Consider the following 24,398-nt stretch of genomic DNA (forward strand, 5'->3'; position numbering starts at 1 on the left):
TCCCCCACGGGGAAGAGCCGGGGAAGTGAAAGGGGCTGTGTGGAATCGCCTGCCCCCCAGCGTCCTTACCCCGGTAAGCACCCAAGAGACCACTGGTTTCGGGGCACTGCTTTTCCCTTCACCGTATTTTTAGTCGCTAAATTCATCCCCCCAATGCGCTTTTTCCTATCCCTCTCCCTGCTCTTCCTTTCCGCTTTGGCCATCGCCCAGGCACCGTCGGTATTTGCCCTGGAGGCCCGTGCCGGCGAAAGCCTCAATTATGAAATGGACCTCAACGCAGGTGCGCCCATCACCGACCTCAGCTGGGCCTGGAATTCCAGCAATGCCTGCTTCGTAGAGCCCCGCAAGCAATACTTCACCGGCAACCACGTCCTGTTCAAAACCGAAATCCCCACCTACTCCACCATGGTCATCCGACTGGTTCCTACCGACCCGAGCCAGAACATGAGCATTTACGCCTATTCCGGTGGCGGCGGAGCCTTACCTCCCGCCCTCGCCAGCTGCGTAAGTTGCGAAGCCGATTTCTATCAGGATCGCCCCTCCCGCACCCGCCCCAACCCCGATCATACCCGCAGCGTCGAGCTCCGTGCCGTCACCCGCCCCTATCCCGTTACCATCGGCGTCGTTGGTGCAGACGGACTGGCCGAGGGCACCTTCACCCTGGAAATTACCGTTACCAAAAACCGTTAACGCAGCAGCACCACGTCTCCGCTTTCCCACATCCGGGTGCCATCAACGAGCTCGATATCCAGCTGCCAGATGAAGACCTGGGGATTCAGAAAACGCCCCCCGTGCTGCCCGTCCCAGCCAAAGTCTTCGCCCGCCCGGTTGGGGTCGGCAGCGAGGTCGTAAACCATCTCGCCCCAACGGTCAAAAATCCGGAAGTTCAGCACCTGGGCCACTTGCGCACCCCAGTATGGCCGTAATCGATCGTTCTGACCGTCGCCGTTGGGACTAAAAGCCGTAGGCACGAAGGTCCGGACCGTCTCGTCCACTTCAATGATGACCTCGTCGGTCGCCGAACATCCTCCCGGCCCGACGAGTACCAGGCGGTACCCCTGGGAGACGAAGGGGCGCACCACGAGCGGCCCGTCGGAAGTCCAGGCGGGCAGCGGACCACTGCTCGTCCACCGCAAAGTATCCCAGCTGGCCAGATTGGTAACGAAATTGAGCGCCAGGCTATCGCCCAGGCGAATCAGGGTGTCTTCCCGCAAATCCAAACTCACCTCCGGCCCGGCGACGATGCTGACGCTGGTGGCTGCGGAACAGCCGTCGGCCCCCACCACTTCCACCCGGTATTGCCCGAGGGGCAGGTCTTCGTATACCAGCCGGTCGGTGAGCAGTCCATTGTCTACGCGGTAGCGGAAGGGCCCCTGCCCGCCAGTTACCCCCAGGATGGTGAGGTCGCCCGTTTTGTCGGCGCTGCAGGCAGGTTGTTCCACCTCCAGTTCAAGGGCATCTACGGCCAGGGCGCTGCGCAGTAATTCCACCGAGTCGGTAGCCTGGCAGCCGTTGGTGGCATTCGTCAGGGTCAGGTAGTAAAAGCCCGGCACTTCGCCCCGCACCTGGTAGGGGTCCGCCGTTGCTGTCGCCGAATTGCCCGGGCTGCGCCAGCGGAGGCTGATGTTGCTGCCGCGGGCACTGCCACTGCCGTCAATGGTAGCCACCGAGCGGAAGCAGTTGAGCACCGGAGGCTCCGCCAAAGCTACGACGGGTGGCACCCGGTTAGCGGCCACGGCGACCAAATTCGTATCCCGGCAGCCATTCCGGCTTTCCAGAGCGATAAGGCGGTAGGTGCCTGGTTCACCGACCATTTGCCGGGCCAACTGCCCGATTTGGTTGCCCGTCGCATCCTGCCAGCGGTAAGTAAGCAGCGCTCCGGGAGCAGCGGGGGTGGGTGTGAGAGTCACCGTATCCCGGTTGCAGGTCAGCAGTTCCGGTGGCAGGATGTCGATCTGCGGTTTAGCAAAGTCGCTCCGCACCGTCGCCGTGGTGGTGTCCCTGCACCCGTTGATGCGGTCCGTTACAATCAGGCGGTAGGTGCCGGCACGTCCCACCGTCTGCCGGGGCGTAGCCGGGCGATCACCGGCGGGCCCTAACCAGGAGTAAGTTACGGCGGGCTGCGAGCGCGTACCGTCCAGCAACAGCGTCGGGCGGTTGCAATTGACGAGGTCGCCCTGCGGCAAAGTAATGATCGCAACGGGGGGAAGGGTATCATTGGTCACCCGAACGATGTCTGCCGCCGAACAGTCGTTGGCCGGGTCCGTCACATTGAGCTGGTAACGCCCCATAGTGTTAATGAGCGGACTGAGCGTCTGCCCACCGGCAATGATGCGCCCATCGCGGGTGGTCCACTGGAACGTCGCTTGTCCGCTCAGGGATTCCCAGTCGCCGGACAGCCGCAGCTCCCGCCGCGTGCAGGTGAGCGTCGTATCCGCACCCGCAAATGCCCGCGGGGCCTCTACGTCGCGGAAAATGACGACGGAATCGACCGTCTGGCAGAAATTCCGTGGGTCGGTAACGGAGAACCGGTAGGTGTCGGGCTGAAAGACAGTGGCTACCCGTCGGGTAGCATTGTTGATGAAGAAACCGACGTCGGAAGTCCAACGCAGTACCGGCGGTAAACCGCTCGCAGTGGTGGCCGTGCCCCGGAGGACCAATGAGTCCAGCGCGCAGTAGAAGGTGTCCGAGATTCCGGCATCGACGGTAGGCACTTGCAAGTCCTCGGCTACGGAAACGCTGAATGCATTGTCGCACCCCGTCAGGGTATTTTCCACCGTGAAAAGGAAATCTCCCGCCCCCGTCACGAGGATGTCGCCAGGTGCTACCTCCTGTACGATTTCATTGCCCCCACTCACGATCCGCTCCCACCGCCAGGCGCGGTCCGCCTGCCCCACCGGCCGCCCTTGCAGCGTGACCGATCCGTTGGCACAGTTCACTATTGTGTCTGGCAAAGGGACAACCGACGGCAATTCGTCGTCGTTATCGACCCGCACCATCGCAGCGGCGGAGCAGCCATTGACCGTATCCAGTACCGTCAGGGTATAATCTCCGTCGCAGCGTACCGAAGGATTGAGGGTGGACGCGCCTTCCAGGCAAAGGGGGCTCGGTCCTCCCGACCAGGCGTAAACGAAATTTCGACCGAGGCTGGACTGGATGCCGTCGAGCACCCGGCGCTTATTGTTACAGTCCAGGATTCGCGCAGGGCCAGCGTTGGCGATGGGGCGCAGGGTATCGTAGCCCACCGCTACCGTATCCACAATACTGCAATCGCTGAAGGTATTGGTGGTGCGCAACTGGTAAATGCCGCCCTGGCTCACGCGCAGGCTATCCGCCGTAGCGCCCACGATGGCGGTGCCGTCCGCGTTGAGCCACTGGTAGGCGTAGGGAAAGGCGGGTTGCGGCGACCTATCCACCAGCAAGGTGCTGGTGATAGCGCAGGTCAGCAGGCCGTCCGGGCCCGCGTTACCGACCGGCAAAACCCGGGTATCCGTCACCGTGCCAGTAGCCTCGCCCCGCAGTCCCGCAGCGCTGAAGACAATGATGGTGTAATCCCCCACCCGCGTCACGGGCAGGCTGCTGTCGTTCTGCCCCTGGATCACCGATCCGTTCCGCGTCCAGCGGTAGGTACAGCCCACGCAGGGCTCCCGGAAGGTAGCGATCAGGCGCAGCGTATCCGATTTACACGTCAGGCTGGTATCGGGGAGGGCCGGAAAAGGCGGACAGGGTGCCCGCGTAGCCATCACGCTACCGCTCACCTGGCAACCGTTGTCCTGATTGGTGACCCGGACGGTATACAAACCAGGTTGGGCAATGCGGACGGTATCGCGGTCGGCCTGGGCAAGCACCGCAGGCCCCGTCCAGGCATAACCATAATTGCCCACCACATCCGGCTGCACCGCCAGGGCAAAGTCAAGGGTATCGCACGGAAGCTCCGCAGGAGAAAAACCCAGCCCCGGCACAAAAAGATCGCGGAAAATCGTCACGTTGTCTACACTCGAACATCCCGTCGCCCGCTGCGTCACCCGCAGCAGGTAGGTTCCCGGTTCGGATACCGTCACCCGCTGGGCAAAAGCCAGGGTATCGTCGCCCACCGTAGTCCACAAGTACTCGAACTCAGCCCCTTGAACACTCTGACTGCCATTGAGTTCCACCGTTCGGTCGGTGCAATTGATTGTATCACGCGGTCCCGCTTCGGCCAGGGGCTGTACGACGTTGCGCCGGACGTCCACGAAGACGGTATCGCCGGCGCCGGAGATGAGGTTGCGAATGGCAAATCCGTAGCGGCCCGGCGTAAAGACGTCCAGTTGCCGGGGCCCCGCACCGGGCTGGGTGGTGGCTCCGGCGGGGATGAACCATTCTACGGCGACGTTGGCGGAAGGAGCTGGCACGGAAGGTCCGCCATCGAGCGTCACCAGGGCGTTACGGCAGGTCAGGCTATCGGGCGGCACCAGCACGGCCAGGGCCGGACAGTCCGCTACCACCACCGTCCTGGCGGTATCGAGGCAACTTTCGTTGAAATTGCCGAGCACCAGGGTGTAGACGCCGGGAACGGTAACGCGGGGGCGCTGGCCCACCAAATCCACGGGAATGCCGTCGCGAAACCAGCGCACCACCGGCGCATCCGTACCCAGGCTGCGGTCCAGGCGCGTCTCGCCCGTCGTACAGTCGAGAAAGGCCGTATCCGGTAAGACGGCCACCACGGCCGTACCCACCAGTTCGGTGGTAATGGAATCGCGGGCGCTGCAGCCCGTTTCCAGATTGAGGACTTCGTAGACGTAAGTTCCCGGGCACGCTACCCAAATGCGGCTCGTGTCAGTTGCTGCAGGCAGGCAGTTGCCACTCCAGCGCTGAAGGTTGGGGAAAGCAAGGTTGGTTTGGCCTGCATCGAGCAGCACCGAATCCGTAAAGCAGTTGAAATCAAGCGGGAGGGCCAGGCGAATGAAGGGCGTATCGAGCGCGACCCGCACCAGCGTTGAGTCGCTCGCGCGGCAGCCATTGGAGGTGTCGAGGACCGTAAGGCGGAACAGTCCGCCGGGGGGTGCAACGGTCAGGGTAAGGCCTTGGCTCAGGGTGTCCGCCGGGCGGGTGGGATCAAGCCAGGCGTAGGTAAATTCAGGGCCTTGGCTGGTGCCGGGTTCGCCCAACGTCGCCGTGGGGCTGTAGCAATTGAGGGTCAGGGTTGCCTGGCCCGTAACGGCAAGGGGGCGTAGGGTATCGGCCGGCACCACGATGGTATCGCGGGCACTACACTGGCTGCGCTGGTCGGTCACGATCAGTTGGTAACGCCCCGCGCGTTGCGCCAGAAAGGTGCTCGCCCGGCCAATGGTATCGGGGCTGCTCTCGTAGATCCAGGCGTAGCGCAGGCCGTTGGCGGAGCTGGCGGCGGAGCCATCGAGCAGGCGCTCGGGGAAGAAGCAGGAAAGGGGCGCGGTCGCAGGTGCCAGGTTAAGGGACGCCGGAGCAAGGTCCCGGTCGACGAAAAACGTGGTATCCCGCCGGCAGCCATTGTCGCGGTTGATGACGGTGAGGGTGACGTTCCCCGGGCAGGCGAGGTCGAGCACGGGACCATTGACCGGGGTGCTCAGGCAGTCGCCCGTCCACCGGTAATCCAGAGCTGCGTGGCGGGTCTGGAAGGTATCGGCCAGCAGACGGATGCTCGGCGAAGCACAATTGATGAGTTGGTTGCCGCTGAGGCGCACGCTGGGCTGCAGGGTATCCTGGCGGATGAGGTAGCTGGTGTCTAGCTGGCAGCCCGTGGCGGGGTCGGTGATGCGCAGCGAGTAGGTGCCAGGAGCGTCCACGGTGATGGCCGGACCGTCAAGGGGCCCCAGGACGTTGCCCGTGGGGGGAGCAGTCCAGGCGTAGGTGTAAGCTGGTCCGGTGGGCGTGGGCGTGGCACCGATGCCCAGGCTGGGGTTTACGCAGGAAAGGATCGCGCATTGCTCGTTGGTCCCCGTACACTGCACCTGCGTCAGCGCCAGATCGGCCCCCACCCGGAAGCGCAGGTCGGGCAAAACGATCGTATCGCGCAGGGTGCAAAACTGCCCCCGGGTGCCCACCGTCAACTCAAAAATGTAGGTGCCCGCCGTATCGGTGGGCAAGACCAGGTCGGTCCGCAACAGGTCGCCAGCGGCGTTGAGCCAGCGGATGGACTGCGTAAAAGCGAGGTTACTGCCCGTAGCGTCCAGCACGGCGGAAGGGGTATTGCAGGTCAGGGCCGCAGGATAAGGGGCAAAAACGATGTCCGGATTCAGGACGAGCAGGTCGAGATTGACCGTAGAATCGCAGCCGTTCACGGCGGGCAGTACGCGGGTGAAGGTGCCGGTACTGGTAAAAGCTTCGGAGCCGATGAAGAAGGCTTCGCCCGCACAAATCGCCGTCGTGGTGTCCGTGCGGATGGGCGGCGCGATGCTGAGGTTAAGCGTCACGATGCTGTCGCAGCCCAGAAAAGACGTGAGGGTATCGACGTAAGTACCCGGCAGCGCGTACACATTGGGGCCCTGGGGGTAGTTGGCCTCCGCGCAGATGGTGGTATCGAGGGTGGTGCGAAGCACATCGACCACCCGAAGGTCAAGCACCACCACGCTGTCGCAGTCCGCGCGGCCAGCCAGGGTCACGGGAAAAACGCCGGTGGTATTGAAGTCGGTTGTCCCTACGCGCACCGAACCGCCGATGCAGACGGTCCGCTCCAGAAAGGTGGTATCGGGAATGGGATAGAGCGTAACGCGTTGGCAGTTGGGAGTGAGGTCGCCACAAAAAGTGGGATCCACGGCGGCGAAATCCTGGCGAAGTGCCCCGGGACTCAGCGAGCCATCCAGGCGCAGTTGGTCGAGTTCGCCCAGGCGGTAGCTCAGCCCGCAAATCTCGTACTCGCCAGCGGGCAGGCCAGCGAGGTTGGGGTTGTCTTGCACGAAGAGCGCCGAGTCATTGCGGGAAATCAGGTAGGTATAGCCGTATTCTTCGGCCGGGGGACGGGGCTGGCGGTAGCGTGGCGTGGGCGTGATGGGTAGGTTGGTGGAGAATTCACAGGCTTCGCTGGGGGCAACGGGCAGGAGCTCACCCGCGTCGGCAAAACAGCAGGGGCCCTGGGCGTTGCGGTCATCGCAGAAGGTGAGGAGCAGGTAAGTCGCCCTACCCTGCTGGCCGGTCCGCTGATTGTCGAACGTGATCGTCCAGTTGCCGTTGACGGGGCCGGTGTTCAAATCGGCGAAGCAGCCGCTGGCGGGGAAGTAGTCTCCCGTGTACAAACCAAAGGCGGCCCAGTTGAAGGCGGCGTTGTTGTTCCACTGCGCAGGGGCACCGGGGTCGGGGGCGGCGGTGCTGTCGCAGGCCAGAAAGTCGATGAACCAACGGGCCAGGTTGGTCGGGGGGCGGGTTTGGCCGTTGATGGGGCCCGTGAGGACGATGCTTTGGCCAGCCGGACTGGTCAGGCGAATGCTCAGGTCGTAAACGTAGGAGTGCTGGAAGTAGAGCCGGACGCCACAGAGCCCCTGGTTGGGGTTGGCCAGGTCGTTATTAAGATAATCGGCAATGGTGATGTTGAGCGGTGTTTCGCCGAAGTTGCCGATCTGGATCGTATCGGTGTATCCACAACGCTGTCCCCAGGCGGCGGGTAAGGCCACTGCGAGCAAGCTACAACAGAACAGCAGGCGAAGCACGAAAGGAAAACGCAACGGCAATGTTCAATATTTGGGATTACGGGGGTAAAGATAAGCGACGGAAGGCATTAGCCGGGCCAGGGTCAGGTATTGTCCATCCCCCGGGTCGGACCAAAGGTGGAGGATGCGAACCTGGCCGCCATGCCCCCGCCTGCTTTGGTCGCCGGGCTGACGTTCGTCTTGCCCGAACCGCCACTGAGCCGGTTCCGAAGAGCAAAAAAAACGAGGTCAAGCGCAAAAAAACCGGGACGAGCGCAGCGAAAAACCAGTTGAATTCACCCAAAAGCGGACTAATTTACGGAACGGTAAGAAAATAGCATCCGGGGGCCAGCCAAGTTCCGGGGGCACGGTTATCTTTGCGCCTAGTCGTGCTACTCTCTTACGATACCAAAGAGAGTCTTTCCGGTTAAATACCGGAACCTCCGAATAAGCTGGCCTCCGGGGCCGGTGCCGGAGGGTCTACTACCGAAAATAAACCCATCGCCCCCCGGGCGGTTATTTAATCGCCCCGGGTTGCGTTTTTGCACGGTTTGCGCCAGCGCTGGTTGTTTCCACTGGCGGTTGTGGTAGCCAAGGCATTTTCCCGGGAACAGCTCATTCCTTTTCCTTCCCCGGACAGCCTGACCTTATGAAATTCGGTAAATTGACGGACCTCAGTGCGGTCGACTTTTCCTTTCCAGTGGAACCCCTGGCCAACGCGGCGCGGCTCGATCGTTACCGCCTGGGCCCGGACGATGGCCCCTCCCGCATTTATGTGGGCCCCACGGGCTGGAGCATGAAGGAATGGGTGGGCACCTGGTATCCACCCAAGACGAAGTCGGCCGATTACCTCCGGCACTACGGGCAGCAATTCAACACCATCGAGTTCAATACCACCCACTACCGCATCCCCGACGCGGAGCTGGTGGACCGCTGGTGCCAGAGTGTTCCCGCCGATTTTCGTTTTTGCCCGAAGTTGCCGCAGACGGTAAGCCACGTCGGCGACTTTGGCCGGGGCAGCGGAGATTTTCAGCGTTTCGTGGGGGTGCTCGATGGCTTCGGGGAAAAGCTGGGCTGTGTATTCGGGCAGTTGCCGCCCTATTTCGGGGCCGAGCGGCTGCCGCAGTTGGAGGCCTTTCTAGACCGCTGGCCGAGGGTGCTGCCCCTGGCCATCGAAGTGCGGCACGAAAGCTGGTTTGCAGACCCTTTCGCCACCGAAGCCCTGATGGATGCCCTGGCCGCCAGGGGCGTTGCGGCGGTGATTACCGACGTGGCGGGCCGGCGGGATGTCCTCCACAACTACATCACCGCCCCCCGCACGATGGTCCGCTTCGTTGGCAACGGCTTGGTTCCCTCGGACTACGAACGCCTGGCCGACTGGGCCGCAAAGCTCCGGCAGTGGAACCTGCCCGAAGTTTACTTTTTTCCGCACCAGCCCGACAATGTCCTCGCGCCGGAGGCCACGGCCCATTTTGTCGGATTGCTGAAAAGCCAGGACATTGGCAGTACCCGGGGGCCAGCTGATTTGCGGGATATGGGACAGATCAGCCTGTTTTGATGCGCGCTATTTCTCCGCTTCCGTTCGGCGATGCAACTGCGCATAGGCAATGAACAAAGTTCCGTCCAGCGACTTTTACCCACAAAAATACCCCACAACAGCATGGCAGGATTTACCCTTTACAGCGATCACTTCAGCGGCCAGGTGCCCAAAGTTTGTGTATTTAACGATTTTGGTGCGGGCGGCGACAACCAGAGCCCCGATCTCCGCTGGGAAAATGCCCCGGCGGGCACCAAGAGTTTCGTACTGGTCCTTCACGACCCCGATGCACCTACGCCGGCTGGGTGGACGCACTGGTGTGCTTTCGATATTCCAGCCGACACTACTTCTCTGGCGCTCGGGGCCAGCCCAGGCGCGCTTCCCGGTGGCACGAAGGAAACCCGCAACAGCTACGGTGCTTTCGGCTACGGTGGTCCCTGCCCTCCTCCGGGTGATCCCGCCCACTGCTACCACTTCACCCTGTATGCGCTCAGTACGTCGTCCTTAGGATTGGAGGCCGATACGCCCATGCCAATGGTGGTGTTTGTTGCCCGTGAGCACATCCTGGGTAAGGCGGGCATTACCGCGATGTACGCCCGTTGATGTCTGGGCATCGGAACGGATCCGCTAGATCAGCGGCTTGAGCACGTCGTAGGACTGCTGGGTCAGCTGGGTGTAGAAGGCTTCGGTGAAGGCGGAGCTGCCGTGGTCTTCCAGGAATTTCTTTTGCTCGGGGCTCAGTCCTACGGGGTTTTCGTCGATGCTGCCGGGATAGGGATTGGCGGGGGTGCGATCGAGCGGCGGACAAAACTCCACGGAAACGGCACCGTCGTAACCCACCTCGCGGAGCACGCCGATGATGGCTGCCCAATCCAGGCTGCCCATGCCCGGTGCCATGCGGTTGTTGTCCGCCACGTGGAAACCGTGGAGGCGGTCGGCGCAGCGGCGGATGGCGGCGGCCCAGTCGGCTTCCTCCAGGTTCATGTGAAAGATATCGAGGCAAACGCCGCAGTTCGGCCCCGTGGCTTCGGCGAGGGCGTAGGCCTGGTCGGCGCGGTTGATGAAGTAGGTCTCGAAGCGGTTGATGGGCTCAATGCCCAGTAGCACGCCCGCCCGCTCGGCGTGGGCGTAGACTTCCTGCATGCCCGCCACGGCCAGCTCCCACTCCACTTCCGGACGACCGTCGGGGACGATCTTGCCCACCGTTCCGGGGACGACGCTGACCATGTGTCCGTCGAGTTCCTTGACCATATCGATCAGCCGTTTGATGTAGGCAACGGTATGGGCCCGCTCCCCGGCGCTGCCCGATACGAGGTTAAGGCCGTCTTCCATCAGGGTGACGCTGCCCCAGCACTTTAGCTTGTGATCTTTGAGTTGTTGCCGCACTTCCCGCGTATCGTACAGCTGGGGGGCACCCATAATTTCGATGGAATCGTAGCCGATGGTGGAGATGCGGCCGAGGGTGGTGGTGAGCGGCTCGGCGCGCATCCAGTTGTGGATGGAAAGATGCATGGTGAAAATAATAGATCAGTGGGAAGAGAAAGGGACCGGAAAATCAGCGGTTCAGTTGGCGCAGGTTGTGGATGAAGCGCCGGTCGATGGGTTTGCCGTGGAGCACATCGAGGGTATTGCGGGCGGTCAGGACGCACATTTCGTCGTAAGTCCGGGCCGTCAGCGAAGCCAGGTGGGGGGTGATCAAGACGTTTGGCAGGGCCAACAGGGGCGAAGCGGGATCCGGTGGTTGGGTGGTGAGTACGTCGGCAGCGTAGCCTCCGAGGTGGCCCGACTGGAGCCCGGCGAGCAAAGCGGCTTCGTCGATGATTTCCCCGCGGGCCGTGTTGATCAGGAGTGCGCCGGGCTTGACCCTGGCGAGCATTTCGGCGTTGAGGAGTTGGCGGGTCGTGACGTTGAGGGGCAGGTGGATGGTGAGCAGGTCCGACTCGGCCAGCAGGTCGGGTAAGTCCCGGGCCATTGCTCCGTCGTCCTTGGCCTGCACCTGCGGATGCGCCAAATGCAGCACCCGCATCCCGAAGGCGGTGGCCAGTTTGGCGACGCGCTGCCCGATGTTGCCGTAGCCCATGATGCCGAGGGTTTTGCCGCGCAGTTCGTCGCCGGCGTAGCTGTTGCGGTAGGCCCAGTTGCCGGCCTTCGTGGCGGTAATGGCCGCAAACATTTGCCGCTGGAGGCTCAGCATCAGGCCCAGGGTGTGTTCGGCCACGGTTTCGGCGTTCACACCGGGGGCGTTGACCACGGGAATGCCCCGTTGGGTGGCGGTGGCCACGTCGATATTGTCTAAGCCCACGCCACAGCGGGCAATCACCTTCAGGCTGGGGCAGAGGTCGAGCAAGGCCGCATTGACCTCCCCCTTGCCCCGGGTTACGATGGCTTCAATGTCGTAGCGCCGGGCCTCGTCGGGGCCGCTAAAGGGCGTCTCGGCCAACACCACGCGGGCGCTCTGGCGGAGCAGCAGTTCGGCAGATTCAGAAACGGTTTCAAGTAGTAAAAGCATGGTTGGTAAGGGGTTTATTCGCCAGTGTACAAGGTAGCGTTCTCGGCCTTGTAGCCGCGAAAATCGTTGCGGCCGGAAACGTAAAGGCCCGCCTGGAAGAGATCATCGGCAAAAATGGCCGGGTCGATGGCGTCCCGCTCTGAGGGGTGGGAAGTGATCTCAACGAGGTTGCCGGAGGGGTCGCGGACGAACATTTGCATCGCCCCGTCGGGCAGTTGCCGGACCTTCCCCCAGGGCGCGGTATCGATAATGCCCAGCGCTTTCATCCGGTGAAAAACGGCGTTGAAGTCATCGACCGTGATGCACAGGTGGCCCCGAAACGACTGTGCATCTTCCCACTCGGAGAGGTGGAGCTGCTGTCCGTTGCGGAACTTGAAAAAAGCCGTAGGGTAATCGAAAACGAAGGCCGCCACCGGCTCCAGCCCCAGCTCTTCTTCGTAGAAACGGGCGGCCGGCTCGAGGGCATCGACGATCAGGGTAACGTGGTTAATGTTGGCCATACGTGGGCATATTTTGCAGATCGGGGGCGTCCGGCTCCGCGCGCAGAAAAGAACGCCTGAAGTTGGGCAAAAAGGTAGGCTGAATTTTCCGGCCATTCAAGCCGCAGCCCCTTTACTTGCGGTATTCGGCCACAAAGTCCCAGTTGGGGCTCAGGCCTAGTCCGGGACCAGTGGGCGCAGCGATGCGGCCGTCCTGGGTCGTGATCGTCTCATTGACCAACTCGTACATCATCGGGTTGCCGCCGGCGGAGAACTCGATGATGGCCGCCGCCGGGCTGGCGAAGGCCACCGAAGCGCCCGCCATAAAGCTAAAGGCGGAGCCCCAGCAATGGGGGGCCAGCTCCAGCTGGTAGGTGGCGGCCAGGGCGGCTACCCGCCAGGCTTCGGTGATGCCGCCGATGATGGCCGCGTCGGGCTGCACCACGTCTACGGCCCGCAAATCCACCAGCTCGCGGATGTTGAAGCGGGTAAATTCACTCTCGCCGGCCGCAATGGGCGTCGCAGTGGTCGCGCGGACCTCGGCCGTGCCCCGCTTGTTGTCGGGGGAAATCGGTTCCTCAAACCAGTAGAGCTGGCAGTCCTCCACGCCGCGGCAAAACTGTTTGGCTTCGGCCACGCTGTAGGTGCCGTGGGCGTCGGCCATGATTTTGACCTCCGGCCCCAGCGCGGCACGGGCCGCTTTGACGCGGGCCACGCTGTTGGCCACGGTGCCGTCCATGATGCCCACCCGCATTTTCACGGACCGGAAGCCCTTGGCCGTATAACCCAGCAATTGCTCACCGATGCCTTCCACGTTCTGCCAGCCGCCACTGGCGTAGACTTCCATCGTCGGCCGCAGGGCACCGCCCAGCAGCTGGACCACCGGGACGTTGAGCGACTTGCCCAGCAAATCCCACAGTGCCATATCCACGCCGCTCATGGCCGCCACGTGGATGCCCCGGTTGCCGAGAATGGGAAAAACGCGGCCCCGGTCGAGGGCGTAGTGATCCCGCGTGCCATTGTACATCCGCTCCCAGATTTCGCCAATGTTGCGCGCGTCCAGGCCGATGAGTTGGGGGGCCAGTTCGCGTTCCACGCAGGTGACGATGGAGGCGCACACGCCCGAAGACCCCACGGCGGCTTTCGCCTCCCCGAAGCCCTGCCGCCCGTCGTCTAGCGTGACCACCACCAGGGTCATGTCAAAATCGGTCAGCAGCCCGTAGTCGGAGCGGTGCTGCTTGGCGGGCGGAATGGGGCAAGAAAGCCAGTAGGCTTCCAGCTTCGCAATTTTCATGATCGGCATTTAAGGATGCTCAAGTTGTTGGGCGCGGCCGCAGGCGATAGTCCCGGAGACGTTCGGGATGCAGTGGCGGGGGACAAAATAGAATGTTCTGCGCAAATCTTCCGCACGCTGGTTCTGCTCAGCGGATGGCTTTGTCCAGCTTGTTCAGGTACTGGGTGCTGGTTTCCTTCAGGTAAATGCCCAGGGAAATGGCCGTTTTATCTAAGACGTTGATGGAAAAGAAATCGTAATCCATGTTGTGTTCGCGGCCGCTGCTGAGCTGCTCTCGCTGCCGGATGATGAGCTCGTACTCCGCCTGCGAGATGTTGTTGACGCCGCCCGCATTGACGTAGTCCCGAATGCGGCGTTCGGTAGCGACGAGGCCCTGGGTCAGGATGTTCAGGCTATCGGCAGCGTCGGCCAGGATTTTGCGCTGCAGGTTGATGCCGTCGATGGCCGCCGCCGTTTCCGAGGCCACGGTCCGCTCCGTCTTTTCGGCGGAGTAGTAGTGCTCATCGACGTCGCGGTTAAACTGCCGCACCGTCAGCAAATGCAATTCGGCCAGGTCGCGCATGGGCACGATGATGGCCCGGAATTTCTGTTCCTGAAGAGCATGGTACTGCCGCTCGCCCGCCAGGGTGCCGCGGGCGTGGGGGTCCTCCACCGCAAAAAACACGCGGCTGAGTTGGCTCGTGACCCGGTGATCCACCACCCGCAGTTCGCTCAGCAGGCGGGAAAAAACCATGGCCCGCTCGTTGAAAGTCGTGATGTTTTGCAGAATTTCGTCCAGCGGCTCCGGCCCGGTTTGCGTAAAACGGTCGTCGTCGAGGATGGAAAAGCGGGCCTGGGCGGAGGGGACGTCCGGCTCGGGGTCGGGCTGCGGCGGCGGTTCCGGCGCGGGCTGCCCCTCGTTGAAGATGTCGTCGTAAGGATTTGGCATAGAGGCAAGATAGGGACTTTCCCGAATAATGGGTGGTGGGATCCTTCGGGGCCTTGGTTTGTTATTGGTCGCTTTTGCTGGTTTTTGGGGTGGGAGTTTTCTAGTCTTAGGAGGGGCTTTTCGCGCGTGGATGAGACCTCTCCCTCGGCTTATTTCTGGGGCCCCTACCCCAGAAAACGCGTCCACAGGAGAGGGGTGACGCAAAAGTTTGTTTATCAATGTTTTAGGTTAGATTTTTGAAAGGAGGTAGCTTTTTGCTACCGCTTTCCCGTGATTCATCACTTTCATTAGAATGAGAGACTTTTGAGAGGAAACTCTACCGGCTGATAACCATTCCTTTAGCGTAAAAAGAACGGTGCTTGGGTCTCCCCTCCCACATGGGACCGGCGTAGCCAGCCGCGTAGCGCACGGGTTGGGGGAGGGGTAAATTGGGAGAAGTGCCACTCTAGTCTTTTTTTGTTTGAGGAGGGATTTTCAGTAGCAGATGAGACCTCTCCCTCGGTCCCTCTCCATAGGAGAGGGATGACCCACTCTAGTCTTTTTTAGTTTTTTAAGTAGTGTTTTTTAGTCGATGAGGGTCAGCCAAGGGGAGCATTTATCGCTAAAACCAACGGAAATTCTATGAAGCAATGCCTCTGTAAAAGTCAAATCTCTTGGAATGATCCGCCAACCTCTTAGCTCCCCTCCCACATGGGGAGGGGTTGGGGGAGGGGTAAAATGGGAAGTGATAACCCTCTCTGGTAGTCTCCCCCCCTACTCCACCTCCAAAGTCTCCTGCACCAGCGCGACGATGTCCCGCAAGTGGTTGCGGACCATCCCGGAGCCGTAGCGGGCCGTGGCGGCGTTGGCCGCAGCCTGGATGTTGAGCAACTCCGCCCGGACGGCGGCGCTGACGTCGGTGCGCTTGGCCGCGTCCTCCTTGAGCAACTGGGCCAGGCGCATGACGTGCGAACGCTGGAGGTTGCGCCGGAAAGCATCAATGTCTTTGCCCGGGGTCAACTCCGACCAAATCCCGCGGCGGACATCCCCCAGCATTTCCGTCAGGGGGTAGGCCACGGTACGGCCGTACAGCGCTTCCTGCTCGATGAGGCGCGTCAGGCGGTCCATGCGCAACAGGTTGTTGAGTTGCCGCTCCTGCAGGCTCCGGATTTCGGTGACGACGCCGGAGGGACCGATGTTGCGGGTCACTTCGTCCTGCAACAGCCACTCCGGCGTGGTGAAGAAGTGCTGGTTGAGGAAGGCAACGGATTTTTTCTGCTCCGCGCGGTCGGTTGGCGTGTAGGTGTAGCCTGCTTCGTCGGTCGTTTTGAGTTTTTCGTAGACGCCGCCGACGTTGGTTGTGACGTGGCCAGCGAAGCGGGACCACACGCCAAGGAGTTCTCTGTAAAGTTCTTCCAGGTCGCTGTAGTCTTCGCCGGCCGTGGCCGTCCACTTGGCCAGGTTGGGGGCCACGATTTTGAGGTTGGCCAGGGCGTAGGTGCTGGCCTTGATGGGGTCATCGCCGACGCTTTCGGTTTGGGAGCTCGGGTCGAAACTATTCGTACCGCCGAAGAGGTAAACGGGGTCGCCGTTTTTCTCCCGGACCCAGGCGTTGAGGGTGGCTTTTTCGGCGGCGGGGCTGCTGGCGTCGGGGATCACGCGGTAGCCCCAGTTGATGGCGTAGATGTCGTAGGGGCCCAGCATCCGCACCCAGCGCACGCCCGTATCGCCCGGCTGGGCGACGTAGTTGTAGCGGGTATAATCCATGATCGTAGTGGCCAGGCCCCACTTTTGGGTAAAGCTTGCCGAGCGGAGGGAATCCACCGGGTAAGCGTAGCTGGCCTTCATGTTGTGGGGCAAGCCCAGGGCGTGGCCGATTTCGTGGGAAATCACGCGGCGCATCATCTCGCCGATCTCTTCGTCGGGGGTGTTGAGGGTGCGGGCGGAGGGGTTGGCCGCACCGGTTTCCAGCAGGTAGCGGTTGCGGTAGCTGCGCAGGTGGTTGTGGTACCAGATGATGTCGCTTTCGATGATTTCTCCGGAGCGGGGGTCGCTCACGCTGGGCCCGACGGCGTTACGGGTTTCGCTGGCGACGTAGCGGACGGTGGAGAAGCGGGCGTCTTCGGGGCTCCAGTCGGGGTCTTCCTCGGGCGTCGGGGCGTCTTTGGCGATGATGGCGTTCTTAAAGCCAGCGGCCTTGAAGGCCTCCTGCCAGTCTTCGATGCCCTGGCGGAAGTAGGGGCGGAATTTCTCCGGCGTAGCGGGGTCGAGGTAGTAAACGATGGGTTTTACAGGCTCCACCAGTTCCCCCCGCGCGTAGGCGGCGGGGTCTTTGGGTTCCAGGCGCCAGCGGCGGAGGTAAGTTTTTTGGTCGGCCTTCAGCGCCTCGCTGCCGTAGTCGATCTGTCGGATGGTGAACCAGCCCACGCGGGGGTCGTGCAGGCGGGGTTGCATCGGCGTTTCGGGCAGGAGGTAAAGGGATTGGGCCATCTGCAAACTGATGGTGCCGGTGCGGGAATTGGACGGCGGCTCGGTCGCCACGAAGGTCATATCGTGGCGCACCTCCACGTTCTCGGGATAGCTGGCCATGCGGCTGATGAAGGAGCGGGCTTTATCGAGGTTGCGCACTTTATAAGTGGTCCGTACCTGGTTCGAAAGACCGCTGATGGCGGGCACGTCGGTAGTGAACAGCTCCGAAACTTCGATCACCGCGGCGGTGGAATCGGGGTTGAAGGCCTCGATTTTGAAGGCCATGATCAGCGGGGCGTAGTTGTTGTCCTGCACCGAAAGGAAGATGGGCAGCTCCGCGTCGGCAACGTTGCTGTAGGAGATGGATTTGAGGTGAATGGCGTTGTTCATCCGCGACCAATGCACCAGCTGCTCGTTCGTTTTGGAGCCGGCGTTGACGTAGCCGCCGCCCAGGTTGGCCGGAATTTTGGCGATGCGGCTCACCAGCAGCATATCGCGGTCCAGGCGGCTGAACGGTACCTCGAAGTAGTATTTTTCGCCCACCAGGTGGGTTTTGAAAAGGCCCTCGGTGGTGACGGCGTCTTTGGTGATCACCTTGTCGTAGTCCTTAAAAGGCGATTTCTTTTTCTCCTCCTTCGCCTCCGTTTTGGCTGTGTCGGGGGCGGGCGTTTCCTGCGCGCGCAAGGGAAAAACGAGGGCCAGGAGCAGGAGGCTGAGCAAGTATTTGGTCATGTGAGTACGGGGTTAGGCGGGCAAGATAAGTGCTGAGGTCTAAAATGGCCTGTAAGGTAGATGAAACTGGGCGCGGCCGCAGGTGCAGAGGGAAGTCGTTGGAGTGCAATGGATGGCTTGACTGAGCGCCAGGCGTGGAGACTAATTTTTCTAAGCTCGACTTTTAGGCCTTTCTTTCCTGCTGAGGATAGTCATTCCTTGAGGTATCAAGTGTTGGCTTCAAAAGTTTCAACCTCGGTCCTTTTAAGAGAGGCTGATAATTTATACTGCCTGGCTTGCTGGGGGTTCTGGTAAGCAACGACTTTTAAAAGTAGGCTGTTCCGTTTGAATATGATTGTACGTTACTCTTTTTGCCCTCTCCCTCGGTTCCTCTCCAACGGAGAGGGATGACCCAAGCACCATTCTTTTTAAGTTACACTAAGCATTTTTGAGGCTCTAAGCTCGTCTCGACATTCTTGAAAGAGAAGCTAAAATTGGTAGTGACAAAAAGTAAGCAAAGGGAACAGCCTACTTTTAAAAGATGCCCATCCGGACGCCCGCAGGTTACCCGCCACAAAGTACCCCCGTTCGCTTGAGTTGGCAAGTGGGCGGGCAACGCTACGGGGTCCTGGCTACTCCATCAACCCATAAACACTTTACTATCAATGATTTAGGTAGGACCCCGTAGCGTCTTGTCATTCTCTGGAGCTTAGCGGAAGAGGATGACAAGACCTGCGGGCGTCCGGTCTGTGCATCACCCTAGACTTCCCCTTGAAAATCTCATTCCCCTTAAATCGAATATACCTGGATACAGGGGAGTTTAGCTGGCCTTCGCCCTACCCTGCTCCTTCCCCCCTGAACCTTGCACCTGCGTCAGCGCCCAAAAAAGAAAGGAGCGGGGCCGCTAAAAAACATTCATCCGGCAGGCCCTGTTTGCTCCCGCTAGAGGCCTTATCTTTGCGCCCGCCCCAAAATTTCCCATCCCTTGCTGCAGCAGCTCGAAGCCATCTACCACCGTTTCAAGAACCTGGAGGAACAACTCTCGGACCCGGAAATTATTACCAACCCCGACCGCTTCACCAAGGTCAACAAAGACTACGGTAAACTCCGCCCCCTGGCCGATACCTACCTGGAGTACAAAGACCTGCTCGATAACCTGCAATCCAGCGAAGCGATGCGCAAGGACCCCGACCCCGAAATGCGGGAAATGGCCCAGCAGGAATACGAGGACCTGCGCGATAAAAAGGCCGAAATGGACGAGCGGATCAAGTTCATGCTCATCCCCAAAGACCCGGAAGACGAACGCGACATCATCATGGAAATCCGCGCCGGAACGGGCGGTGACGAGGCCGCCATTTTTGCCGGCGACCTCTTCGACATGTACAAGCGCTACTGCGAAGGCCAGGGCTGGAAAATCGAGATCATCGACGAAAACGAAGGCACCGCCGGCGGCTATTCCAAGCTGGTTTTTGAAGTCCACGGCGACGACGTCTACTCCCACCTCAAGTTCGAGTCGGGCGCCCACCGCGTACAACGCGTGCCCAAAACCGAGAGCCAGGGCCGCGTCCATACCTCCGCCGCCACCGTCGCCGTCCTGGCCAAAATGGAAGAGGAAGACATCAACATCAACCGCGCCGATCTGAAGATCGACACCTTCCGCGCCTCCGGAGCGGGTGGGCAGCACGTCAACAAGACCGAATCGGCCATCCGCATCACCCACCTTCCCACGGGCATCATCAGCGAGAGCCAGGACGGGCGCAGCCAGCACAAGAACAAGGAAATTGCCATGGCCCAGCTCTACCGCCGCATCAAAGAAGCCGCCGATTCCGCCGCCGCCAGCGAGATGGCCTCCACCCGGAAGTCACTGGTAGGCTCCGGAGACCGCTCCGAGAAAATCCGCACCTACAACTACCCCCAGAACCGGGTGACCGACCACCGCATCAACCTTACCTTGCATTCGCTGGATAAGATCGTTGCCGGAGGACTAGACCCGATTATCGAAGGCCTGCAGGTGGCGGAGAATGCCAGTAAGTTGAAGGAGGGGGAAGTGGGGTAAGGTGATAATTTATAATGCCTGGCGTGCTGAGGGTTCTGTTGGGCAACGCTTTTTAAAAGAGGCCAATCCGGACGCCCGCAGGTCCCCCGCCGTAATGTTTCGAGGTGCACCTAAATTGGCTCGTGGGCGCGGGACGCTACGGGGACCTAGCAACTCAACAAACTAATAATTCATTCACTATCAATTATTTATACAGGACCCCGTAGCGTCATTTCATTCTCTTGCGCTACGCTACAGAGAATGAAATGACCTGCGGGCGTCCGGTCTGTTCATCCCCCAAGACTCGCCCTTGAAAATCTTATCCCTTTTGAACCGGAGGCAAACCATTGATGCGGTCAAAAAGGGCTAAAGTCAAATTAAGTACATCAAGATAAACCCCAACAAAGCATTCCATCGTCCGAGTATTCATTTTCACCTGTTTTCAATTTCATTCCTCAAAATAGGGCTCCGACTTGACGAATGCATCACCCGTCCACTTAAAAGCAATGACTTCGCCAAGTAAATATTTATTATCCCTAAGCGGTCCCGAAAGAAGGTAATTTACCAACCTAAAGATGATGCCATTTTCAGCTTCATGAAATAAGCTGCAGTAAATATCCGCATTTGCCTCAAAATCCCTTGCCACTGAATCAGGTGTACCCGCGGTAAAAAAGTCCTTAAACCCAACACTTAAAGAAGCAGCTGCCACCTTGTCAATAGTCAAATTTTTCGTTTTGGGCTTGTAGTCAAAGACCAGTAGGTCGTTCTGATTGACGGTGGAATTGGCACCAGTGAAGTGGGAATAGACTACTTTAAAATTCCCATCAGATTTTTTAAAAAGACTAATTTCATCCACCGCGTAGGCGCGCTGCCCGCTTTCGTATCCGAAGTCTATTCTCGCCTGCCCCTTTATCGAATCCAGCGTCAAGCTATAATATTCAATATGATCCGCATCACTCGTATCCGGATAATGCCTTTGGTGGAGCAGGATGCTGTCCTTTAGCTGGGCATCAACACCTTCAATTTTAATCTGCTGAACGACATCACAGATGACGCAGGGAGGCTGGGCTGGAGCGCAGGATTGACACAGCAGGAAAAAGCATATTATGGGGAATATTTTCATGGGTGATTGAGCCTGTCTTTTGCCGTTCTCCATTTGGCAATGGTGGAATGCCTAGGGTGTGGGGTGGAGGGTAGACGTTGTTAGGGAGTGATTGAATTTATACCTTCCCATCTTCCCATCCAAATTTTTCGGATCAAAACTATGGCCAATTACGCTTTGGTGGCTTACTTATCCGGCTGAAAGCTGATGGGGCTTGGGGGAGATTTGGGTAGCTGTTTGTGACGAAGCTTGTTCCTTACGATTGAGGGGGCTGGTGGCTAGCGGTCTCGTATATGCGGCGTGACCAGCTTTTGCTGGACATGACCGTCATATACAATGTTATCATCTGGCTTCTTTTTTATTCAACAATTATTTTTCCAGTCATATATATTGAACTCCAAGTAGCAAATTGTATTTCCATATTTTGAAGTTTATACGATTCATCAAGTTCATAGTCTATCCGCAATCTATCTGAACCCAATGTCAAATTTTCTCGCCATTGTTCCATAATAAATTGAATTACCGTCGCAAAAGTATTTTCCTTTTTCTTCAATTTGATAGTCAGTAATTGTTTCGGATTTTTGGATTCCATTATTTCCAATCCTTTAAACATTTTTTCATTATCTAAAAAATGGTTAAAATCTACTTTAAACCCCAAAATGTTATCTCCGAAATATGGTTTCATATTTTTGGCAGTAGTATTTTGAAATTTATCCAAATCCCACAATTCGAATTTTTGATTGATTATTTTACTTACTTTTCCTATTGCAACAACTCTACTTCCTTCTCGAATTTTGACTTCTTTCCCAATTTCAAATTTGCCAAAGTGGATTTCTCTACTTGCTGTTAATAATTCAAGTTCGACTTCTTCTCCTGGTTTTGCTTCGTTTTTATCTACGATTTCATAGGTAGCGTCCCAATCTGAGTTGTTGTAATAAAATTGACCTCGATAACCATTGAAAAAAGGTGTTTTTCGACCTCCTTCATTTTCTGTTAGAACTTTCACCTTAATGATTAAATCGGGGTTTTTCATTTTTTTCTGCTTGATGATAACTACCTTATACCCGCAACTATCCTGTATCTCACTTGCGCTTTTCGCCACCCAGCAAGTCATCCAAGGGACTGACGATGCTGCGCAGGTGCTGATCGGATACGTGGGTGTAGAGCAGGGTGGTCTTGATGTCTTTGTAGCCGAGCAGCTCCAGGATGTAGCGCACGTCGGTACCGCGTTCGAGTAAGTGGGTGGCAAAGCAGTGACGTAAGGTGTGCGGGGTCACCTTGCGGTGGATGCCCGCACGCCGGGCGCAAGCACGCACCACCGCCTGCACGCTGCGGGGAGAATAAGGGTTTTCCCCGTCCTGACCGTTGAACAGCCATCCTTTGGGTTGGTAAGCCTCAAAGTACTGTTGCAGCATGGCTTTGAGCTGCTGGCTCAACATCACTACCCGGTCTTTGCGGCCTTTGCCCTCCCGTACCAGCAGTTGGTGGCGCTCCCAATGCACGTCCGTCAGCCGTAGGGCCAGTAGCTCGGCCAGACGTAATCCAGAACCGTAAAGGGTGTAGAGGATGGTCAAGTGCTTAAGGTTTTCGCTGGCGCGTAGGAGCCGGTCTATTTCTTGAATCGATAAAACCGAAGGCAAAGTAAGGCTTTTTCTCGGACGCTGCACCTGCTCCAAAGAAAAATCTGGCCGGAAAATTGCTTTATCGTAGTAAAATTCTGGCATTGGCGGCCGGGTGCCGTTGGCTATCCGAGGCTCCAGCCCAGGCAAGGCTGGACAGGTAAGCGTTGACGTGCATTTCCGTGGCTTTTCTATCCGCCACCCCCTAAACCGAATGGCTAGGTTGCGTCATAGCCCTTGTTAACCCCCGGCCAAATCTATGCCATCCCCTCCGCCCATCCAAATCTTCAGGCTCAAAACTATGGCCAATCATGCTTTGGGGCTTACTTATCCGGCTGAAAGCTGCTGGGTTTTGGCGGAGATTCGGGTAGCAACTTGTGCACAGGCTTGTTTCTTACGATTGAGAGGGGGGGTGGTAGCTAACGGTTAAGTATAAGCGGTCGTTTTAATGCCGCTTATACAGTGCTAGCAGCTTTATTATTTTAATCTATTCTCTTTAACTCTTTGTCTTATAAGTGTTAAAAGCTTATCCACTAATTCTTTGTCGGGATCAGCGCTTGAGAAATGAAGCGAACGTGCATGCGCAAAAAGTGTGGTTCGTAATTCAGATAGGGTAATTTCACTTGTATTTTCATTTCGTATTGAGTCAATGATTTTATTAGCAGTTGCAAAGCAGCTGTCTGTCGATCCAGCACTTTCATATCCATTAAAAGATAGGGCAAAATACATTCCTCCATCTTCTATACGTTTTGGAATTTCTTCCAATTTTAGATTTTCATTAGTTATTTCACTCATTGTATTTCTATTGGAATTTTGTGTTAAGGTTTGCCAAAAATAATTACCGTTTTTATTATCTTAATTGCTTCTAACGTTCAGGCTATGCGCACAACCGACCGAATGGGAGGGTTGTCGTATAGCCGTTGTTAGACACTGACCAAATCTACGCCTTTCCCTTCAGACCGCCAAATTTTGTGCGGATCAATCCCCTCGCTACACTGGGCGACCCCTCCGGGTCTGGGCCGAGATTTTTCGGTGGGCGGAGGGGGTGGTTTTGGGAGGAATTGGCTCAACTAATTTTATTACCTTGGCTCCCCTTAATTTATTTTAATTTTAATCGTCCGAGATAGCCATATTCCCCGACATTTTCCTTTTCCTCTAATTCCATTGGGTTTAAACTCCATGCTTTGGCTACTTCAAGCACGTGTTCTGCATCGGGGTAAAGCATCTTTTCCCAATACTCTTCTTGCTCGGCATCTTTACTATTGGTATCAATCAAATCCCATTTCATTTCAACGCTGGTTGGCTCTCCTTCAATAAAGCTGTTGCCATCTCCTATGTAGTATAATCTTTCCGTGTTGCCATCTACAGATTTCATCCAGAAGGCCGATCCGCTCCCTCGAAAGTTGCCAAACATCTGCGCTTCACCAAATTTTTGGCTCAATCCATTTAAAAATCTTTGTGCTCTTTCACGTCCCTCCATATAACCAGGTTCTGGCAAACCCCAACCTAAAATTAAAATCCAACCTTCAATTGGTGGCAGAACAAAAATTTCCCCGTTTCTTGCTTGCAATTTCCCTTCCACCCAATTTGCCTTCCGCTGTTTCTCCAATCGTAAAGCTTTCAAAAGACTGTTCGTGTCTTCCGTTTTAACTGCCGCCCAGATACACTTATGCCCGAATTTTATGGGTTTGGTTGGGTCTCGCTTTTCCAGTTCTTGTTCCAAAATAGATTTCGGCCTTGGACTACTCTGGCCAAATAATTTTGACATCCATTCAGAAATGGATAACAATATTATGCGGAAAACTAGTTTGTACATTTGTCTTTTTTGTTGCCAAGGGTTATCAATTATCTGATGCTGCATTTGGAAGTTGCGACAATCAGTTAAGTCGCAAACTTACGGCTTTTCTGTGCTCGAAGTTGCAAACTCCTGCTGGCCGCTAAGCTATGTAGGCTAGTGCTGCACTTGCTCACTTTTTCACCGCAATTATTATCCCCGTCGCCCAATTCTGTTTTGTCAATGTCAAGTCTCTTCTGCTTTCCAGGTATTTTACAAAATTGATTGCTTTTTCTTCATGTCCTTCGGGCCAGTTGGATTG

16 protein-coding genes are annotated in these 24,398 nt (G+C 57.8%); 4 read left to right on the forward strand and 12 right to left on the reverse strand.

The annotated features are described in order from the left end of the window. Window positions 1-153 precede the first annotated feature (153 nt). The gene (locus H9S92_RS07845; RefSeq protein WP_187466159.1) at window positions 154-690 is read left to right on the forward strand and encodes a hypothetical protein; all 537 of its coding nucleotides are present in this window, start codon (window positions 154-156) and stop codon (window positions 688-690) included. On the opposite strand, the gene H9S92_RS07850 is transcribed toward H9S92_RS07845, so the two are convergent. Continuing rightward, window positions 687-7,676, reverse strand: coding sequence for a T9SS type B sorting domain-containing protein (locus H9S92_RS07850; protein WP_187466160.1), 6,990 nt, complete (start codon window positions 7,674-7,676; stop codon window positions 687-689). The two genes, H9S92_RS07845 and H9S92_RS07850, sit on opposite strands and share 4 nt — an antisense overlap. A gap of 613 nt (window positions 7,677-8,289) precedes the next feature. Between H9S92_RS07850 and H9S92_RS07855 the strand changes: the two genes are divergently transcribed. Together H9S92_RS07855 and H9S92_RS07860 are read left to right on the forward strand one after the other, a co-directional pair. Beyond that, window positions 8,290-9,198, forward strand: a complete 909-nt coding sequence (locus tag H9S92_RS07855) for a DUF72 domain-containing protein (RefSeq protein ID WP_187466161.1) — start codon at window positions 8,290-8,292, stop codon at window positions 9,196-9,198. Window positions 9,199-9,300: 102 nt separating this feature from the next. Further along, window positions 9,301-9,780, forward strand: coding sequence for a YbhB/YbcL family Raf kinase inhibitor-like protein (locus H9S92_RS07860; RefSeq protein ID WP_187466162.1), 480 nt, complete (start codon window positions 9,301-9,303; stop codon window positions 9,778-9,780). Between the two features lie 24 nt (window positions 9,781-9,804). Here the strand turns inward: H9S92_RS07860 and H9S92_RS07865 are convergent, their stop codons facing one another. From H9S92_RS07865 to H9S92_RS07890, 6 genes are all read right to left on the reverse strand, one after another. Beyond that, window positions 9,805-10,689: a sugar phosphate isomerase/epimerase family protein gene (locus H9S92_RS07865; protein ID WP_187466163.1), complete on the reverse strand. Its 885-nt coding sequence runs from the start codon at window positions 10,687-10,689 to the stop codon at window positions 9,805-9,807. 43 nt (window positions 10,690-10,732) lie between these two features. Further along, complete coding sequence (locus H9S92_RS07870; protein WP_187466164.1) at window positions 10,733-11,686, reverse strand: hydroxyacid dehydrogenase; 954 nt, start codon at window positions 11,684-11,686, stop codon at window positions 10,733-10,735. Window positions 11,687-11,700: 14 nt separating this feature from the next. Then, complete coding sequence (locus H9S92_RS07875) at window positions 11,701-12,186, reverse strand: VOC family protein (RefSeq protein ID WP_187466165.1); 486 nt, start codon at window positions 12,184-12,186, stop codon at window positions 11,701-11,703. 112 nt (window positions 12,187-12,298) lie between these two features. Continuing rightward, entirely contained in the window at window positions 12,299-13,459 is a 1,161-nt protein-coding gene (locus tag H9S92_RS07880; RefSeq protein WP_187466166.1) for a mandelate racemase/muconate lactonizing enzyme family protein, read from the reverse strand. Between the two features lie 127 nt (window positions 13,460-13,586). Further along, the gene (locus tag H9S92_RS07885; protein ID WP_187466167.1) at window positions 13,587-14,387 is read right to left on the reverse strand and encodes a hypothetical protein; all 801 of its coding nucleotides are present in this window, start codon (window positions 14,385-14,387) and stop codon (window positions 13,587-13,589) included. A 753-nt stretch (window positions 14,388-15,140) separates the two neighbouring features. Then, window positions 15,141-17,567 (reverse strand): zinc-dependent metalloprotease, encoded by a 2,427-nt coding sequence (locus H9S92_RS07890; protein WP_187466168.1) that lies wholly within the window; start codon window positions 17,565-17,567, stop codon window positions 15,141-15,143. A 952-nt stretch (window positions 17,568-18,519) separates the two neighbouring features. Between H9S92_RS07890 and prfA the strand changes: the two genes are divergently transcribed. Beyond that, a complete protein-coding gene (prfA, locus tag H9S92_RS07895) occupies window positions 18,520-19,602 on the forward strand; it encodes a peptide chain release factor 1 (protein ID WP_187466174.1) in 1,083 nt (360 codons plus the stop codon). 427 nt (window positions 19,603-20,029) lie between these two features. Here prfA and H9S92_RS07900 read toward each other — a convergent pair whose 3' ends face one another. From H9S92_RS07900 to H9S92_RS07920, 5 genes are all read right to left on the reverse strand, one after another. Continuing rightward, entirely contained in the window at window positions 20,030-20,737 is a 708-nt protein-coding gene (locus tag H9S92_RS07900) for a hypothetical protein (RefSeq protein WP_187466169.1), read from the reverse strand. 304 nt (window positions 20,738-21,041) lie between these two features. Next, window positions 21,042-21,716, reverse strand: coding sequence for an EF-Tu C-terminal domain-related protein (locus H9S92_RS07905; protein WP_187466170.1), 675 nt, complete (start codon window positions 21,714-21,716; stop codon window positions 21,042-21,044). A 49-nt stretch (window positions 21,717-21,765) separates the two neighbouring features. Beyond that, window positions 21,766-22,407, reverse strand: coding sequence for a tyrosine-type recombinase/integrase (locus H9S92_RS07910; protein WP_187466171.1), 642 nt, complete (start codon window positions 22,405-22,407; stop codon window positions 21,766-21,768). A 372-nt stretch (window positions 22,408-22,779) separates the two neighbouring features. Further along, the gene (locus H9S92_RS07915; protein ID WP_187466172.1) at window positions 22,780-23,097 is read right to left on the reverse strand and encodes a hypothetical protein; all 318 of its coding nucleotides are present in this window, start codon (window positions 23,095-23,097) and stop codon (window positions 22,780-22,782) included. Between the two features lie 304 nt (window positions 23,098-23,401). Continuing rightward, entirely contained in the window at window positions 23,402-24,163 is a 762-nt protein-coding gene (locus tag H9S92_RS07920; protein WP_187466173.1) for a hypothetical protein, read from the reverse strand. Window positions 24,164-24,398 lie beyond the last annotated feature (235 nt).

Origin of the sequence: Neolewinella lacunae (assembly GCF_014349155.1) — a bacterium.
GTDB classification, from domain to species: Bacteria; Bacteroidota; Bacteroidia; order Chitinophagales; family Saprospiraceae; genus Neolewinella; species Neolewinella lacunae.